Source organism: Thiothrix nivea DSM 5205 (assembly GCF_000260135.1).
Taxonomy (GTDB): Bacteria; Pseudomonadota; Gammaproteobacteria; order Thiotrichales; family Thiotrichaceae; genus Thiothrix; species Thiothrix nivea.
The window spans coordinates 696,463-710,476 of record NZ_JH651384.1 but is presented as its reverse complement, the minus strand read 5'-3'; the positions used below and the strand labels follow the sequence as shown (position 1 = coordinate 710,476).

Sequence of the window (14,014 nt, the reverse complement as noted above, 5' to 3'; positions counted from 1 at the left end):
ATGACTGGAAAAGATGAAATTAGCCGGGCAGAGGCAGCGCGGTTGCTAGGCGTTTCTGCTGGTGTTGTGAAGCGTTGCCCCATCCCTTTCCGGCAATACCGCAACCGTGGCAAGGCCATCTATTGCCGTGATGATGTGCTTGCATTCAAGGAAAAAAGCACTACAACGGGGACAGCCGCATGAACACCAAGAAAGATTACTTTTACCCAACACAATCACCCAAACAGGGAAATATGACCATGTTCAATGATGAAGCCGCATTAGTAGCATTAGAAAAGTTTTCTGCATCAACTGTTAAATTGCACAACGATTTGCAGGCGCTCTATAACAAGTTTTACTTACTTGTGGGGCGGCTTGAATTGCTTGAAAACAAGAAACAGCCACCACCTACAAAGACACTACCACAAACACAGATTGCCAAATTACATGACGCGCAAGTGAAAGCGGCGGAAGACTTCGAGAATGGTGTGGGTGCATACGAGAATCATAGACGTTTTTCTTAATTCGGATTCATACCACCAACACTAATGCCGTGAGGCATCAGGAAACCATGACCATAGAGCAACGCCCACCAGACCCCGCACGGGTTGCCATTGTGCAACGTATCACCCACTGCACCGAACAAAAGGCGGCAAAGGTAATACGCAAGCTGGACGAACACGACACGCAGCAGCCACCCAACACCAGCAACGGCGAGAACAGCGGCGGCTATGCCAGCCTTCCCGACCTCTTGCCCGTTGGCAAGGCGGCGCTGGTGTCGGCTGGATACGATCCAGAGGAAGCGGGTTATATCCTTTCAAAACTGTTTGCGGGGCTGGCGGCGGAACATGGCGGGAAACGGCTTTACTTACCCAAGGCTGACAAGATCACGCAGAGGATTCAGGAATGTTTGTAGTTTTCAAGAACGGCGTGGTGCTGCTGGAAACAGCCGACTACCAGCACGCTTGCAGTGAGGCGCGGAAAGATGCGCTCAAACACCGGCTGAGTTCCTACAGCGTCTGGGACAAGGCCACCGCAAACAGGCCGGTCAGGGACAGCCAGGACAAGCCCCTTTACCAAATCAACGCGGGCATCACCTACACCATACCCAACCCACCAAACCGCAAGGAAGCCGTATAAGCCAAGCCCCACACTTGCAAAGCGGCGGGCGTGATCCTTAACAATCTGTTGAACCCTCCCTGACTTGGTTCTATCTTCCCCAGGTCAGGGACAAAAAAAGGGAAGCTGGCGGGCTTCCCTTTTGCGTTTCCCTGTATGGATGTTCTGACGATCTGAGACAGGAAGCATAAGTATGGAAGAAATCTGGGCGAGGTACAACACCTTACTGGATGCAGTTACAGAACTTGAAATCCCATCGGAAAAGGCAAACCGATGGATGCAGGTTGTAAATAGAAATGAAAGCCTTGACCTTTCAGAAGATGAAACCCAGTTATTTGAAAGCCTATTACCTGATTGGCACAGGAACTTTCTACAGCACAAGCATATTCCACGATACGCCATAAAAACCAGTTTGGCGCGATTGGTTCGCATGGAAGAAGATGCAAAAGACCTATGGAATGATGCTGCCTTGCTTTGTATGCGCAATTCACCAACAACATTAAAAATTATTCACTTTGCAATGTTGGCTTACCCACTAATTGACCTTGCAATAATGCGCAGACAACTCTGCATTGGAACCATTGCGGAAATCAGAAAAGGAAATCTGAAACCGTATTTCTTCCCGGGGTCATTAGAAAACAGAGGGCTGAATGAGCGCGAAAAGTTGCAAGAATACAAACACCTATCATTCACTGATCAGGTCATGGCCTCAATAAGCATACATGAACTTGGCAATGCTTTATGTAATAACGAAACATTTACCAAAGAGGCTTATAAACTATGGTTAGGTTATTATGATAAGGCTAGATCCAAGCTCAATAAAGAAAAGCGTCAATCTACATATGATAAAAATGAAGAGCGTAGAGAAATTTATAAACAAGTGGTTTCAGAACTTGGCAAGACCACCCAAAAAGGCAAGTTAGTAGAAGAGGCGGCGCGCCGTGCAGGATGTAAAGAAAAAACAATGCGAGAGGCACTAAAGGCAGAAGATTAACGCTCTTGGTAATCTTTGGTAATGTTTGGCAATCTTCCAGACCAACAGTAAATCATCAGGTAAAAATAAGAAACCCGCCATAGCGAGGCGGGTTCAACTGAAATTTATTGTATCTGAGAGGTTTCCATTATCATGGGAAAGGCCAGCTTTTGCAATTCACAAAAAACCGACAATCAGCCCTTTACAAAAAACCGACAAGGCGCTACGCTTGAAACTGTACCGGATGCGACTAACACCCGGCACGACTTGAAGCAAACGAACGGCGGCAAAGTACAAGATACGCAACCGCCTGCAATGAGCGGTTTTTTTATGCCCGCTACATGCCCGCGCGATTGTAACAAATTGCCGGGAATAGCAACCCATAAAACACCGCTTAGCGGCAAAAGTTGCGGCTTGCCCGTTCGCAAGCTTCAAGGTTCCCGGCAGCCTTATAACTGCCAACACTTGAAACAAACGAACGAGGAACGCCAAATGAAAGGCAACAATCAAGGCACTGTTACGCCTACCCCACCTGCAAGCGGACGCTGCTTGCTCCACTCTTCCACCCTGCTGGAAATTCTCACCAAAGCCAAACAGGAACGCGCCACCAACGGCAAGGGCAACGCCTACGCTGAATTGCAGGAAGCTTTCCACCGCGAAGTTCTCCCCGCCTTTTTCATCGAAACCCAAGGGAACCTTTCCGAGGTTGCCCGCCTGCTGGGGATCCACCGCCACACCATCAGCGGATATTGCAAGCAAGCTGACATCGACATGACCGGCGCAACCGGCAAGGTAGGTGCAGCATGAAAACCAAGACATTCCACCAAACCCACCTCCCGGCAATTGAGCACCTCCGCCAGGAACTGGAAGCACTGGAAAGCCTGATCCAAGTATCGGCTGATTCCGTCAAACTTTGCGCCGCGCCTGAACTCTCCGCAGCGGCCAACGTGCTGCAAATGGCTGCTGACCGTGCTTTTGAAGCCAGCGAACACGCCAAAAAGCTGGAACAAACCCTGCTGGCCGAACTGGACCAGGAGGATGAAGCATGATTACCACGACCAACACACTCCCCTTCGAGCAGCGCCTGAAAATGGCACAAGCCACCATTGAAGCGCAACTGCAACGCGCCACCAAGCCAGCCAACCGTAGCGCCCTGCTGGCCAAACTGTGGGTGAGCTGGATCAACAGCAACATCCTGGACGTGCAACCCCAAGCCTGGAGGGTCAAGCCATGAGCAACAAGCACGTACTGAGCCACGCTGAATACATCGCCGTATTTATGGCTGGCTTCATGGCTGGCGTAGGCGCAGCAACCATCTACTGGCTGATTGTCATTGCACGGGGGATTGCGTCATGAAGCACATAATCCTCCCTGCCCTACTGCTGGCCACGAATGCAAACGCTGGCCTGATTGAGGGTTATGCCGGAACTGTAGCTGCCTACTATGGCCTTGCTGGTGTCAACATCATCAAGGCCGATATTGACCGGCTGCATAAGGCTTGTGGCGTCTACCAGCAACACGCCTGCACCAACACAGACAATAGCCGGGTAATGGTTAACCGCGCGTTGGAAAACCACCCGGCACGGCTACTGCACGTCCTCTGCCATGAGGCTGCACACGTCCTGCAATTGCGCGACGGCTTGCCACTTGGCGAGGTTGACGCAAACAACCGTGCCGAGGGCTGTGTCGCATACGTTCAGGGGGTGCAACCATGAGCAATACCGACACCAGGCCGCAGGAAATCATGCAGGCAGCCATGCAAGGCCACCCTGCACACTCCCCTGCCCAATCCGCTGCGAATATCGACTGGCAGGCACTCCACCGGCTTATCCCGTGGCTGGCAGTTATCGCAGCATGGGTTATGTGGGCGATGTTCCTGCTGATCCCCACCCTATTCGGCCTGCATTACGCGGGCATGTTCCCGGCTGCATCCAATTGGCTGTATGTGGGCATGGGCTTGACCCTATGCCTTGCCGCCACCGTGGCGGCGCAAGTGCAGCACGGGGCGCGCGCGATCCTGTTCACCTTCAGCGTCCTGCTGCTTTCCTACTGGTTCTGAGGGCTATGACAATGCAACAACAATCCTTCAACGCTGGGCTGGCGTACAGCGATTTCAAACAACGCCAATTCTTCTACATCCTCGCAGCGTTCGTGGCCTTCACCATGTCCAGCTATTTCGTTATCGGCTACCTGGCGGGCAACCTGCACCCCTGGACGTGGGATTCCGGCCAATGGATGAACGCCTTTGTCGCCATGGGCATTACCGGCGTGATGACAGGTTACCAGTTCGTGCTGTACTCACAGGGCAATGTTGAGGGCGGCAAGAAAGCCACCATCATTGCGGTATGCGTCGCCGTGGGCTTTTCCCTGCTGTCAGAGATCGGGCAGGGCATGGAACGCGACAACATCCGCATGGAAACCAAAAGCCAGGAATCCCCCACCTACAAGGCGGCTGTGGCGGCGCTGGGCAGGTTGTCCGGCAGTTCCAGCATCGGCGCAAGCCCCTACGCGGCTGACATTGCCAGCGCGCAGATGAAGTACAACCAGTGCATGGAACGGCTGGCCAAGGGCAAGGAACCGCACTGCGAAGGCAGCAAGGGGCGGCTGGAATCCTACCAGCAACAGGAAGCGGCATGGGCTGAACGCGCATCAGCCACCAGCACCAACACCGCCAGCGCCCTGCTCTCACAAGCCAAGGGGCTGGAAAAGGACGAAACCAACTACCACCCATTGGTGAACCTGATCCGGGAAACCTTCGGGGCGTCCGGCACGGTCGGCAGCTTCCTGTTGTCGCTGGTGCTGATTTCCTTCTTTGAGTACGCCTTCCACTACCTGGGCGGCCAATATGCGCGGGCGCGTGAATACCTGATGCAGAATGGCTATGACGTTACCCGACGTTTACGCCAGCCACCGCGCAAGCATGACGGCAGCATCAGCACCTATTCCGACAATGCCCCTGCCCCATCGGCAAGCCCTGTAACGCCATTTCAGGCCATGAAACAGGAATTCAGCAACATGGTTGAATCTGCCCCGGAAGTTATCGCCAACGAATACGCCAGGGCGCAACAATCACGCCAGCAGGTTTATTCCAAGGCAGCGGATAAGCTGGATGCAGTTCAGGACGATCTGAATAAGCACGCGGCATTTTTAAAACTGCTGGTCATGGAAGCACAAGCGAGTGTTAACCATGGCATGGAACCCACGCAGGAAAATATCAGGAATGTTATTGCCCATGTTTTAAGACGCCACCAGCAAACTACCGGGCAGAATACCCAGCATGTAGACCTGGACAAGCTGACCGGGTTGGTTATCGGTAAAATCAAGCCAGCGGCTAATAGCCAATCTGGTGATGTTAAAACCTACCGTGCTGAATTGCGCGAAGGCGAAAAGGTTTATTCTGATTCCCCATTGGATAAACCCCGCCCTGCCGACTGGAAGCCAACATTTGAAAGGACAACCATAAGGGAAGTTTTGGAGCGGGACAATAACAGCCCTGCCCTTGCGGATAATACCCTGGCAATGCCTGAAAAACCGCAGCGTTTGAGCGTAGAGGCGACCGTGAAGCAAATCCAGCAGACAGTAAAAGCCAGCGGCGAAACCGCACCTGATGCGATCCGGGAAGCCGTGTTCAATGCGTTTGCCGCCATGCCCAACCCTGCCCCACTGGATGACGCCATCCTGCAACGCATCGCTGACAAGCTGGTGATCAATGCCGCGCATGTCCGCACTACTTCAGGCGCTACTCCAGACTACCAAAAGGGCAGTGATGCAGCGAAGCAGTCCGCTACTTCAGGCGCTACTCCAGACTACCAAAAGGGCAGTGATGCAGCGAAGCAGTCCGCTACTTCAGGCGCTACTCCAGACTACCAAAAGGGCAGTGATGCAGCGAAGCAGTCCGCTACTTCAGGCACTACTCCAGACTACCAAAAGGGCAGTGATGCAGCGCCAACACAGGCCAGCATCGACCGCTTGTATATCGTCTGGCGTGATGCAGTGAAGGGCGGCGCGATCAGTCCGGCTGAACGTCCTTTCACGCTGCTGGTGCGGGAACATGCTGATTTTGACGGTGTACAGAATCGGCAGTTAAAAGCGCTGTGGGATCAATTTTGTTTACGTGCTGAATCTGAAAGCGTACTCATGCAGAACCCTGACTTTGTAGAAGGCAACCGGAAAGCTAAATACTTGCTGGCAGCCTGATTAAACCGGGCAGGGGATTAAAACCCTCTGCCCACCTTTAAATCATCATGGAGAATAAACCATGCAACGAACCGCCAATATCATGAATTTTGATTTTGAAGCCATGAAACGCAAAATCCGCCAACGGCTTGAATCTTCGGAACTGTCAGACAAACTGATAAGCCGTAGCACACTTGCCGGTAAATTGGGCGTAGGCATCAGCACCACCTACCGATGGCAAAAGGAAGGCTTCCTGCCAGAGCCACACTTCAAGCGCGGCAAAACAAAACGCTGGAGTGAAAACGAGATTGATCTGTGGTGGAAGACCGCAAAGGATAAGGTATGATCAACGGACAAAGAAAAGCCCCTAATGCTGCAAACATTAGAGGCGCAAATTTCAACGATCTAAGCCCAGATTATAGGCCAAACGTGCAAAAGTTGCCACCAACAACCCATGAAGTTTTTACAAATTTCCGACAAGCCATAATAGAAAATATTGGCAATGCCCCAAGTGAAATAGAGGCAAGCGGGAAAATAGAAAAGTTTTCCAGCAATGGGGAAAAGCAGGATAAGGCCGGTTGGTACGTCTGCCATGAATACACCATCCTGATGACCGACAAGCAAACCGGCGAAACCGCGCCGCATTGGGGGCTTGTGGGCGTGTATGGCGACTGGCGGCAATTTGGGGAAGCCAAGTTCAAGTGGAACAGTTTCAGCCAATACTTTGAACTTTCCCGCGAAGAGAAGGCGCGGATTGAAAGCAGGCAACGTGAACTTGCCGCCAAACAGAAAGCCGAACGGCAGGCACGGGCGGAAACTGCCCAAAACAAAGCCGTTAACTTATGGCGATCTTCAACACCGGCTGACCCGTCACACCCTTACTTGCTCAAAAAGCGGGTAGGGGCATACGGCATCCGCCAGCGTGGTGAAATGCTGCTGGTTCCCGTCTGTGACCTGGATGGCGTCCTGCATGGCCTGCAATTCATCGCACCAGACGGGAACAAACCCTACCTGACCGGCACGCAGCCCACCGGCAAGTTCTGCCTGGTAGGGCAAGCGCTGACCCATCCGCAAGGCGTGTACTTGTGCGAAGGCTACGCAACGGCGGCCAGCCTGCATGAAGTTTACGGTTTGCCCGTGTTGTCCTGTTTTGCAAAACACAACCTGTTGCCCGTGGCGCAAGCCTACCGGGAACGCTTCCCACACATCCCCCTGACCCTTTGCGCGGACAATGACCGCGACCCCGACAGCAAGGGATACAGGGGCGGCGAACTGGAAGCCCGCAAGGTATGCGCAACCTTGCCCGGTGTTAGCCTGATGATTCCCGAATTCCCCGCAAGCGCACCGCTTGAACTCTCCGATTTCAATGATCTTATGTCACTGCTGGGAAGCAGCGGCGAAAAGGAACCAACGCTATGAACATGACCACCACCACCCACACCGCCACCAGCGGCGGCAAGCCTGCCATGCCAGCTTTAGGCGACATCGGCGAATTCATCCGCCTGGAAAAGCCGGAAGACACCGCCACCATCATCCAAGGCGACACCGGCACATTTACTGTGGGGACATGTTAGAAATGTTAAAGATCAACTTTGTGTAGAATTGTATAAAATACATTATAAACATACACTTATATAAAACTATTGTTCCGATAATTTGCGTTTTAAATGTTAGTATTTTTTACTAATTTAGGCAGAAATAACCCATAAAATACCCAGACAGCATCTCTATCTGAGTATCATTTCTATATATTTAATAATTTGTTATGAACAGCTCACGGGCTTTTGGCCGACTTGTCCTTGAGCTTGAGTACGTCACGGTTACCTCTTCCATGTTGAATCCAGTAAATGCTTTTCTCACGCCATCTGTGTCATTCAGACTCAAAAGGAACTTACCTTTGACTTGGTGAAGTTGATCGGCAAGCTTTCCGAAATCCTCCTTGCTGAAAATGTTCTTACCGTAGTCATCTTCACAATCCCAATAGGGCGGGTCGATGTAAAAGAATGTCCTTGGCCTGTCATAACGGCTTATCAGTCCAGTATAGGGAAGGTTTTCTATGTAGACATTCGCCAGCCGAAGATGTGCCGCAGACAATGTTTCCTCTACCCGCAACAGGTTAAGCTTGGGTTCCCGCTCAGTTGCTGTGCCAAATGACGGGCTTCTTCCAATTCTTCCCGCGAATGCATTCTGGTGTATATAGAAAAACCTTGCTGCCCGTTGTATATCAGTCATCGTTTCAGGATTCTCATCTAGCTTGCGCCTGGACTCATCCCTGGCGGTCAACTGATAGCGGAAATGACGGCAGAACTCTTCCAAATGATTCTGGACACAGCGGTACAATGTCACTATTTCCCTGTTTATGTCATTGATAATCTCAGCCTTGCTTGGCTCCTTGCGGAACAGAACCCAAGCTGCTCCAGCAAATGGCTCGGCATAACAATCATGGCTTGGAATACGGGATATAATGTGTCTGGAAAGTTGGTACTTACCACCAAACCAGCCAGCTAATGGGCTACGAACAGGTGAATGCATCATAATCACTCCTCTTGTCGGCAAAAAATGCCAGCAATTTTGCGCAATGATAGATTCCTCATGCCATGCGCACGGCATGGGAGCCTAGGTTTACGCAGTGGAGTGATCATCTGCGTGGATGGCGGGGCTGCGCTGTAACGCCGCCCCGTCGCTCCTTTTAAATGGCTTTAGTCATGCACCATTTTTTGATAAAATAACTTGTACGCACCCCGACGACAGGAAAAACGCGGCCTGCCCGGTGTCCTGCCTTGGCAGCAGTGAACTGGCATGATGGAGTGGTGTCCATCCGGGGTGCAAATATCAAATTTTCCCCCATATCACCTGATACTCCCCTGCATTTTGCAGTGAGATTCTCGGGATGAGTCCGCCAGACCTGATACTGTTGGTTACATCGCCCTTCCGTTTAAAATTCAGCGCAACGAATACTTTCATGTCGCGCCCATCCTGGGCGGTTCCGAAGATATAAAGGATGTTATTGGTCGATGATTCCCACAGTATCGCTGTTGGGCTGGCAATCTCAGTGGGAAGATTGAGGATGAACTCATCAGGGATGGATTTTTCCCATTCTGCCTTGGCATCCCGGCGCATGTGCTGAAGCTGATTTGCATCAATTGCAATCGTGGCAGTCTCCAGCTTAACGCCTTTCTCCAGTGCATGGGTGATGACCGCGCTTTTGACGTAGCCAACTACCACCTGATGCCTGCGGAACGGGTACTCCTTATTAATGACCTGCTTTGCCCATCCCTCAAACGCGGCCTGAAACGGCCTTGAAACCTCGTCAATGTAACTGTCAATTTGGGCGCGAATGGCCGGTTGCTGCTGGACAAGGATGCGCCCAAAATCATCTTCCGGCGCAAGCCATGCCTTGCCAACATTATAATCCCATCCGGTATCAATGCCGTCTGGAACCTTCCCATAGACCTCGCCAGTGCGCGTGTTAACCCTGTCGGGCGTATCGGGAGAGATAATTTCCGGGCGCTCACCGACCTTCAGCCCCTTGCGCTCCATCTCTCTTGCTGATAATGACCGCACTGTGCAGCGGCATCCCCAGCCATTGGGTGGGTAGTGCGTATCCCAGAATGGGTCATCAACGGGCAGGATCAAATTATCCCACCGGGCATGTTCTGGCCTCACCCGGCTATCGCCAGCAGTACGGTATTGCAGGTAAGGGAATGTCTTTTTACTGCGCTGAATCTGCTCCCACTTGCCCGCCATGTGGGCGCTGCGCATGTTGGTGTCATAAATGACACGGGTACGCCAGGCGTACTTACCGCGAAACTGCCAGCCGTGCTGCTTTACAATCTCATCGAAACGGTTGTGAAATTGCCCAATACTCTCGCCATCTGCCAGCGCCTTATCGACTGCTCCGCGTAGGTCTTGCAGCAAAGCCAGGCGGGTAGCGCCAGCCACCGTGAACGCCTTGACATGAATCTCCTTCAGCATGTCATCCCAGTGCGCAGTGGTGATGTCTAGCTTGTTGCGCAGGAAATTGATGGCTTCCAGCGATGGCAGATTGCCGAATTGAACTTCAGGAGTCACTGGTTGCTGCCTCCATGCCCCGCAGGTACTCGTAAAGCATGGTCAATTCGAGTTGCGCCCGTAGCACACTGTCATCCAGGCCTGGGAATGCCGTATCCAGCGCTGTTTGTGCGTCCGTCAGATTGTCATGCTTGCCCAGTATTTTTTTGATTTCTGGCAGCATCATGGCAATAGGATCGACGGCATTGCCACCTGTAGTGGTGAAATCCACGAAATCCCCGCCATGGCGGAAGTTTGCCGCTGCGGGTGCTGGGTCAACTGCATCCAGTAGCTCATCGCCCGCTTTGGGCGGGGTGATTTGTAGGCGCTCATAGGCAAATTCACGCGAAACTGGCAGGAACTTGCGGGCAGTATTCAGGGTGTTTGCCCAGCCTTCACGGGGGTCAGACTCTTCGTAGAACTCATGCCATGAGGCTTTTGCACCAGGGAAGTTGATCTCAGTAATCCATGACAGCAGTTGTGAAACGGTTTCGCTGATCATTTTGCGGTCGGAACTGGCAATACCTGCCTGCCGGTTGCTATGGGTATCGGCTGCCGCACGACTGCCGTTGCCCTGAATCTCTGTCGCCAGCGTCTGGCTGGTCAGGGCTTTCGACATTTCGCGGTTAGCGAGGTTTATCAGGCGCTCCTGGATTGGGTCTCCGCTAGTGCTGGGCGTTTTCAGTTCAACGGACGCTCCCTCCGGGATTGCTGCCACAGCATCCTCAATCATTGCTGCGAGGCGCTCCGCCAGTTCCCGCTGAAATTTCTGGTCGCTCCCTGCTGGATACGTACCGACAGCCCATGGTATGCCGTACTTCTCGGCAAACTTGGCGAACCATTTCCAGCCAGCGTGTTTGAACGTGTACGGCCAGAAACAGGCCGACAGCACCGCCACCCCATACGGGTTGTCATGGCTGGGCATGTGGCGCGTTGTCAGCAGACGATAATCACCATCAATGGTTTCACCATACAACGGATTTGAACGGGTCAATACTTTCAGGTTATTTTCGGCGGAATAGGCAAACCGCCGAGCTGGCCTGTCCTTGATGAAACGCGGAAACATGAATGTGCCGTCGTATTCCCAGCCGATTTCATGGATACTTTGCCCCATCAGCACCGCTTTATAGATAGTCCATATCCAGTCATCCCAGCGTGAGCCAGAAGCAGGATAATATTCCATGCGCTGCATGATGGCCTGGAATGCCTTCTGGCTGGCTGCATCCTCGCCGCCCGGCACAATGCGCCAGTCGTATCCGAGTAACCCCGCCCGCAAGCTGCGTAATTCCCCCATGACGTGGGCATCGTACTGGATGGCGTTGTACACGTCAGTATCCTTGCCCAGTTTCGCCAGGATTGGGTCAGGGTTTGGCAGGATGTCCAGCGCCTGATAGAAGTTGGGGTCGTTGGCGCGGGTAACGATCTCATCCGGGATTCTTAGAGCGCGTTTGGCGATGGCGGTGATTTGCTTGATCATTAATAGTTGTCCCAGGCGACATTATTGCCCTTGCGCCAGCTTGGCGTGGTAGTGGCGATTTGTGGGATGCCACCAGCCCGCGACACCGCAATCATCCACAGGATATGCAGTGCGGTCAGGCCGTCATAGTGGTGGTGCGGCTGCTTTTCAGGCCAAGTGTCGAGTTCGTCCAGTAGGTGCACCTGGTTGGCATGGAGCAGGATGCGGGCAGGGATGTCATTAATATGTGGCTCTAGCGAGTCAATGCGGACTTCGGGGGCGACAGTGGCTGTGACGCCAACCAGATTCAGCACCACCTGCTGCGCCATAGCGTTCCGGATGAACGTGGTGCGCATGAATTCGTAGGCGTTATTGTTCTCGAATCCCCATACAGCCGGGTTGAATTCGCGTTGCAGGCTGATCATGTCGGCCAGCAGCTTGCTTTCCACCCGGCGTTTTACCTCAGCTTCAACCACATGCAGGCGTTTGTTAAGTGGGTCATAACCACCCACTACCAATGCAGATGGGTCAGACTTCTCATTTTTGCCCATGGATGGGTCGCAGGCAGCGTAAAACAGCCAGTTGGGCAGGCGCTGCACCCAAAATTGCACATTGCCAAATACGCGCTCATCCTCATTACGGGCTTCGCCCTGCATTTCGGTGCGGAACGCCGACGGCTGGGTGACGCGCTGGCGCATCAGGGTATACAGGCTGCGCACACTGGGCCATGACACCATAGCACCCATGTCCATTTCAGTCTGGTTGGCGAGGTAAAACTGATAGGACGGCAGTTCCCTGTTATCCAGGATCAGGTTGTTGCGCCGGGCTTCGTCAATCATCACCCGGTCAAGGTTGCGCATGATCTCTTCGCAGCGCTCCCATAAATCCATGTTGACAGGGAAGCGTTCCAATGCCTTGAAGTGGTGGACGATATGCCCCAGTGATTTTTTGGCGCGGGAAATCGGGTCATCCTGATTCAGGATCGTACCGACCGCCAGGAATTTGACAGTGCCATCGGGGTCGCCAAGGTAGTCAATAGCCTTTTCCACCCAGTTCCAGCGGTTGTCGCGCTCGGTCAGGGACTTGGCTTCTTTGTCGGTAATCAGGTCATCACCGAACAGCACCTTGGGGCGGGAAGCGCCGTGGAACGTACCGCGAATGGCCTGTTCAGCACCGAAAGGCTCAATCTTGACATTGGCCTTGGTGACGATTTCACCCATTTTCCATACTGGGCCACGTCCGGCAGCTTCCGGAAAATCCATCAGCAAGCGGTAGTTTGACTCCAGCTCGGTTTTGACCACTGCCAACAACTTGGTGGGAAGGCTGGTTTCTGCGCCCAGCAACAGCACGTAGTCCAGGAATTTGGCGGGCAGTCCGGCATTGAGTTCAGCGCGTACCCCGGCATCCTGCAAAGCACCACGGATGGCGATGTATACCGGGCCTATCTTGGTCAGCAAGGTGGACTTTGTTTCGCCGCGTGGCGCAACCCACCATTCACGGCAGCCTTGAGTATGGTTCAATAGCTGCGGGAAACGGGCTGTGAAGTGGTCTTGAAACCGGCTTTTCTCCCCGCGCACATGATGCGGGAAGTAGTGCCAGGCGAAAAAGGCAAAGTCATTATCCACCAGCACGCGGCGGCGGCGATCCCGGATGGCCGCGGGGGAGTCATCCACACCCTGGCGTAATGCCTCCATCTGTTTGCGCAGATGGCTGGTAATGCCCAGTAACTCATCAAGGAAGGCTTTGGTGGTCAGGTCACGCGCCATAGTGCTTGCTCAACTCTGGGCCGAAGGTATCCAGAATTTCAACGAGGATGGGAACATGATGCGGGAACCGGCCCTGAATGAACTTGCTCAATACCTCCAGCACTTCCAACGCCACACTCAGCCGCGCCAGGTTGCTGTTGCTGCTGGTGGCTGCCTTCATGGTCTTGATATAGCTGTCGGAAAGCTTTGCCAGCACCTCAGCCCGGTCAATCGCCGGGATAGACGTGTCATTATTCAGGTCTTGCATGGCGCGCTTAAACTGGAGAATAAAGTCTTCCAGCACTTCTGCGGTCATGTCACCCAGCCCGCCCATGGCCAGCCGTGCCGCTGCCCGCGCCTGATCCCAGTCGTCGCCCTGCTCTTTGTCCCTGGCTTTCCACAGTTTCAGGGTGGCTTCGGAGACACCAGCGTGCACTGCGGCATCTGGCATGGACATACGCCCCCGCACATACGCATTGCGCCCCTTCAGTCTGGTTTCTTGCGGGTATGCCATGA

The 14,014-nt window shown here is 53.2% G+C and carries 21 protein-coding genes; 15 read left to right on the top strand and 6 right to left on the bottom strand.

The window, feature by feature from the left end; translation table 11 throughout:
• The 13 genes from THINI_RS03710 (at position 1) to THINI_RS03655 (ending at position 6,593) form a co-directional block, all read left to right on the top strand.
• Entirely contained in the window at positions 1 to 183 is a 183-nt protein-coding gene (locus THINI_RS03710) for a hypothetical protein (RefSeq protein WP_002707326.1), read from the top strand.
• The gene (locus THINI_RS03705; protein WP_002707325.1) at positions 180 to 503 is read left to right on the top strand and encodes a hypothetical protein; all 324 of its coding nucleotides are present in this window, start codon (positions 180 to 182) and stop codon (positions 501 to 503) included. The genes THINI_RS03710 and THINI_RS03705 overlap by 4 nt, the downstream gene beginning before the upstream one ends.
• Before the next feature lie 47 nt (positions 504 to 550).
• Complete coding sequence (locus THINI_RS03700) at positions 551 to 895, top strand: hypothetical protein (RefSeq protein WP_002707324.1); 345 nt, start codon at positions 551 to 553, stop codon at positions 893 to 895.
• Positions 886 to 1,119, top strand: a complete 234-nt coding sequence (locus THINI_RS03695) for a hypothetical protein (protein WP_002707323.1) — start codon at positions 886 to 888, stop codon at positions 1,117 to 1,119. The genes THINI_RS03700 and THINI_RS03695 overlap by 10 nt, the downstream gene beginning before the upstream one ends.
• A 172-nt stretch (positions 1,120 to 1,291) precedes the next feature.
• The gene (locus THINI_RS03690) at positions 1,292 to 2,092 is read left to right on the top strand and encodes a hypothetical protein (RefSeq protein ID WP_002707322.1); all 801 of its coding nucleotides are present in this window, start codon (positions 1,292 to 1,294) and stop codon (positions 2,090 to 2,092) included.
• Positions 2,093 to 2,563: 471 nt separating this feature from the next.
• Positions 2,564 to 2,878 carry a helix-turn-helix domain-containing protein gene (locus THINI_RS24975; protein ID WP_002707321.1) on the top strand — a complete coding sequence of 105 codons (315 nt, stop codon included), beginning with the start codon at positions 2,564 to 2,566 and terminating at the stop codon, positions 2,876 to 2,878.
• On the top strand, positions 2,875 to 3,120 hold the full coding sequence (locus THINI_RS03680) for a hypothetical protein (protein WP_002707320.1): 246 nt from the start codon (positions 2,875 to 2,877) through the stop codon (positions 3,118 to 3,120). Before THINI_RS24975 ends, THINI_RS03680 begins: the two co-directional genes overlap by 4 nt.
• Positions 3,117 to 3,305, top strand: a complete 189-nt coding sequence (locus tag THINI_RS03675; RefSeq protein ID WP_002707319.1) for a hypothetical protein — start codon at positions 3,117 to 3,119, stop codon at positions 3,303 to 3,305. Before THINI_RS03680 ends, THINI_RS03675 begins: the two co-directional genes overlap by 4 nt.
• Positions 3,302 to 3,427 (top strand): hypothetical protein, encoded by a 126-nt coding sequence (locus tag THINI_RS26960; RefSeq protein ID WP_002707318.1) that lies wholly within the window; start codon positions 3,302 to 3,304, stop codon positions 3,425 to 3,427. The genes THINI_RS03675 and THINI_RS26960 overlap by 4 nt, the downstream gene beginning before the upstream one ends.
• On the top strand, positions 3,424 to 3,786 hold the full coding sequence (locus THINI_RS03670; RefSeq protein WP_002707317.1) for a hypothetical protein: 363 nt from the start codon (positions 3,424 to 3,426) through the stop codon (positions 3,784 to 3,786). Before THINI_RS26960 ends, THINI_RS03670 begins: the two co-directional genes overlap by 4 nt.
• The gene (locus tag THINI_RS03665; RefSeq protein WP_002707316.1) at positions 3,783 to 4,130 is read left to right on the top strand and encodes a hypothetical protein; all 348 of its coding nucleotides are present in this window, start codon (positions 3,783 to 3,785) and stop codon (positions 4,128 to 4,130) included. Before THINI_RS03670 ends, THINI_RS03665 begins: the two co-directional genes overlap by 4 nt.
• 11 nt (positions 4,131 to 4,141) lie before the next feature.
• On the top strand, positions 4,142 to 6,268 hold the full coding sequence (locus tag THINI_RS25905; RefSeq protein WP_002707315.1) for a hypothetical protein: 2,127 nt from the start codon (positions 4,142 to 4,144) through the stop codon (positions 6,266 to 6,268).
• A gap of 61 nt (positions 6,269 to 6,329) precedes the next feature.
• Positions 6,330 to 6,593, top strand: a complete 264-nt coding sequence (locus THINI_RS03655) for a helix-turn-helix transcriptional regulator (RefSeq protein WP_002707314.1) — start codon at positions 6,330 to 6,332, stop codon at positions 6,591 to 6,593.
• A 59-nt stretch (positions 6,594 to 6,652) separates the two neighbouring features.
• Here THINI_RS03655 and THINI_RS24960 read toward each other — a convergent pair whose 3' ends face one another.
• Complete coding sequence (locus THINI_RS24960) at positions 6,653 to 6,841, bottom strand: hypothetical protein (protein ID WP_154724337.1); 189 nt, start codon at positions 6,839 to 6,841, stop codon at positions 6,653 to 6,655.
• A 15-nt stretch (positions 6,842 to 6,856) separates the two neighbouring features.
• Between THINI_RS24960 and THINI_RS23145 the strand changes: the two genes are divergently transcribed.
• Both THINI_RS23145 and THINI_RS24955 read left to right on the top strand, forming a co-directional pair.
• Positions 6,857 to 7,666, top strand: a complete 810-nt coding sequence (locus THINI_RS23145; protein ID WP_154724336.1) for a primase/helicase family protein — start codon at positions 6,857 to 6,859, stop codon at positions 7,664 to 7,666.
• Positions 7,663 to 7,821 (top strand): hypothetical protein, encoded by a 159-nt coding sequence (locus THINI_RS24955; RefSeq protein WP_002707312.1) that lies wholly within the window; start codon positions 7,663 to 7,665, stop codon positions 7,819 to 7,821. The genes THINI_RS23145 and THINI_RS24955 overlap by 4 nt, the downstream gene beginning before the upstream one ends.
• A 178-nt stretch (positions 7,822 to 7,999) precedes the next feature.
• Here THINI_RS24955 and THINI_RS03645 read toward each other — a convergent pair whose 3' ends face one another.
• The 5 genes from THINI_RS03645 to THINI_RS03625 form a co-directional block, all read right to left on the bottom strand.
• On the bottom strand, positions 8,000 to 8,782 hold the full coding sequence (locus THINI_RS03645) for a DNA adenine methylase (protein ID WP_002707311.1): 783 nt from the start codon (positions 8,780 to 8,782) through the stop codon (positions 8,000 to 8,002).
• A 297-nt stretch (positions 8,783 to 9,079) separates the two neighbouring features.
• Positions 9,080 to 10,318 carry a phage minor head protein gene (locus THINI_RS23140; RefSeq protein WP_002707310.1) on the bottom strand — a complete coding sequence of 413 codons (1,239 nt, stop codon included), beginning with the start codon at positions 10,316 to 10,318 and terminating at the stop codon, positions 9,080 to 9,082.
• On the bottom strand, positions 10,308 to 11,774 hold the full coding sequence (locus THINI_RS03635) for a phage portal protein family protein (RefSeq protein WP_002707309.1): 1,467 nt from the start codon (positions 11,772 to 11,774) through the stop codon (positions 10,308 to 10,310). Before THINI_RS03635 ends, THINI_RS23140 begins: the two co-directional genes overlap by 11 nt.
• Positions 11,774 to 13,519, bottom strand: coding sequence for a hypothetical protein (locus THINI_RS03630; RefSeq protein ID WP_002707308.1), 1,746 nt, complete (start codon positions 13,517 to 13,519; stop codon positions 11,774 to 11,776). The genes THINI_RS03635 and THINI_RS03630 overlap by 1 nt, the downstream gene beginning before the upstream one ends.
• A complete protein-coding gene (locus THINI_RS03625; protein ID WP_002707307.1) occupies positions 13,509 to 14,012 on the bottom strand; it encodes a DUF1804 family protein in 504 nt (167 codons plus the stop codon). The genes THINI_RS03630 and THINI_RS03625 overlap by 11 nt, the downstream gene beginning before the upstream one ends.
• Positions 14,013 to 14,014: the final 2 nt, after the last annotated feature.

Bases quoted from the DNA above. Each gene is read 5' to 3' on its own strand.
- THINI_RS03710 (WP_002707326.1), top strand. From the start codon at position 1: ATGACTGGAAAAGATGAAATTAGCCGGGCAGAGGCAGCGCGGTTGCTA.
- THINI_RS03630 (WP_002707308.1), bottom strand. From the start codon at position 13,519: ATGGCGCGTGACCTGACCACCAAAGCCTTCCTTGATGAGTTACTGGGC.
- THINI_RS03635 (WP_002707309.1), bottom strand. From the start codon at position 11,774: ATGATCAAGCAAATCACCGCCATCGCCAAACGCGCTCTAAGAATCCCG.
- THINI_RS24955 (WP_002707312.1), top strand. From the start codon at position 7,663: ATGAACATGACCACCACCACCCACACCGCCACCAGCGGCGGCAAGCCT.
- THINI_RS03700 (WP_002707324.1), top strand. From the start codon at position 551: ATGACCATAGAGCAACGCCCACCAGACCCCGCACGGGTTGCCATTGTG.
- THINI_RS26960 (WP_002707318.1), top strand. From the start codon at position 3,302: ATGAGCAACAAGCACGTACTGAGCCACGCTGAATACATCGCCGTATTT.
- THINI_RS03625 (WP_002707307.1), bottom strand. From the start codon at position 14,012: ATGGCATACCCGCAAGAAACCAGACTGAAGGGGCGCAATGCGTATGTG.
- THINI_RS25905 (WP_002707315.1), top strand. From the start codon at position 4,142: ATGCAACAACAATCCTTCAACGCTGGGCTGGCGTACAGCGATTTCAAA.
- THINI_RS03705 (WP_002707325.1), top strand. From the start codon at position 180: ATGAACACCAAGAAAGATTACTTTTACCCAACACAATCACCCAAACAG.
- THINI_RS24975 (WP_002707321.1), top strand. From the start codon at position 2,564: ATGAAAGGCAACAATCAAGGCACTGTTACGCCTACCCCACCTGCAAGC.
- THINI_RS03675 (WP_002707319.1), top strand. From the start codon at position 3,117: ATGATTACCACGACCAACACACTCCCCTTCGAGCAGCGCCTGAAAATG.
- THINI_RS03695 (WP_002707323.1), top strand. From the start codon at position 886: ATGTTTGTAGTTTTCAAGAACGGCGTGGTGCTGCTGGAAACAGCCGAC.
- THINI_RS03690 (WP_002707322.1), top strand. From the start codon at position 1,292: ATGGAAGAAATCTGGGCGAGGTACAACACCTTACTGGATGCAGTTACA.
- THINI_RS03670 (WP_002707317.1), top strand. From the start codon at position 3,424: ATGAAGCACATAATCCTCCCTGCCCTACTGCTGGCCACGAATGCAAAC.
- THINI_RS24960 (WP_154724337.1), bottom strand. From the start codon at position 6,841: ATGGCAGACGTACCAACCGGCCTTATCCTGCTTTTCCCCATTGCTGGA.
- THINI_RS03665 (WP_002707316.1), top strand. From the start codon at position 3,783: ATGAGCAATACCGACACCAGGCCGCAGGAAATCATGCAGGCAGCCATG.
- THINI_RS03645 (WP_002707311.1), bottom strand. From the start codon at position 8,782: ATGATGCATTCACCTGTTCGTAGCCCATTAGCTGGCTGGTTTGGTGGT.
- THINI_RS03655 (WP_002707314.1), top strand. From the start codon at position 6,330: ATGCAACGAACCGCCAATATCATGAATTTTGATTTTGAAGCCATGAAA.
- THINI_RS23145 (WP_154724336.1), top strand. From the start codon at position 6,857: ATGACCGACAAGCAAACCGGCGAAACCGCGCCGCATTGGGGGCTTGTG.
- THINI_RS03680 (WP_002707320.1), top strand. From the start codon at position 2,875: ATGAAAACCAAGACATTCCACCAAACCCACCTCCCGGCAATTGAGCAC.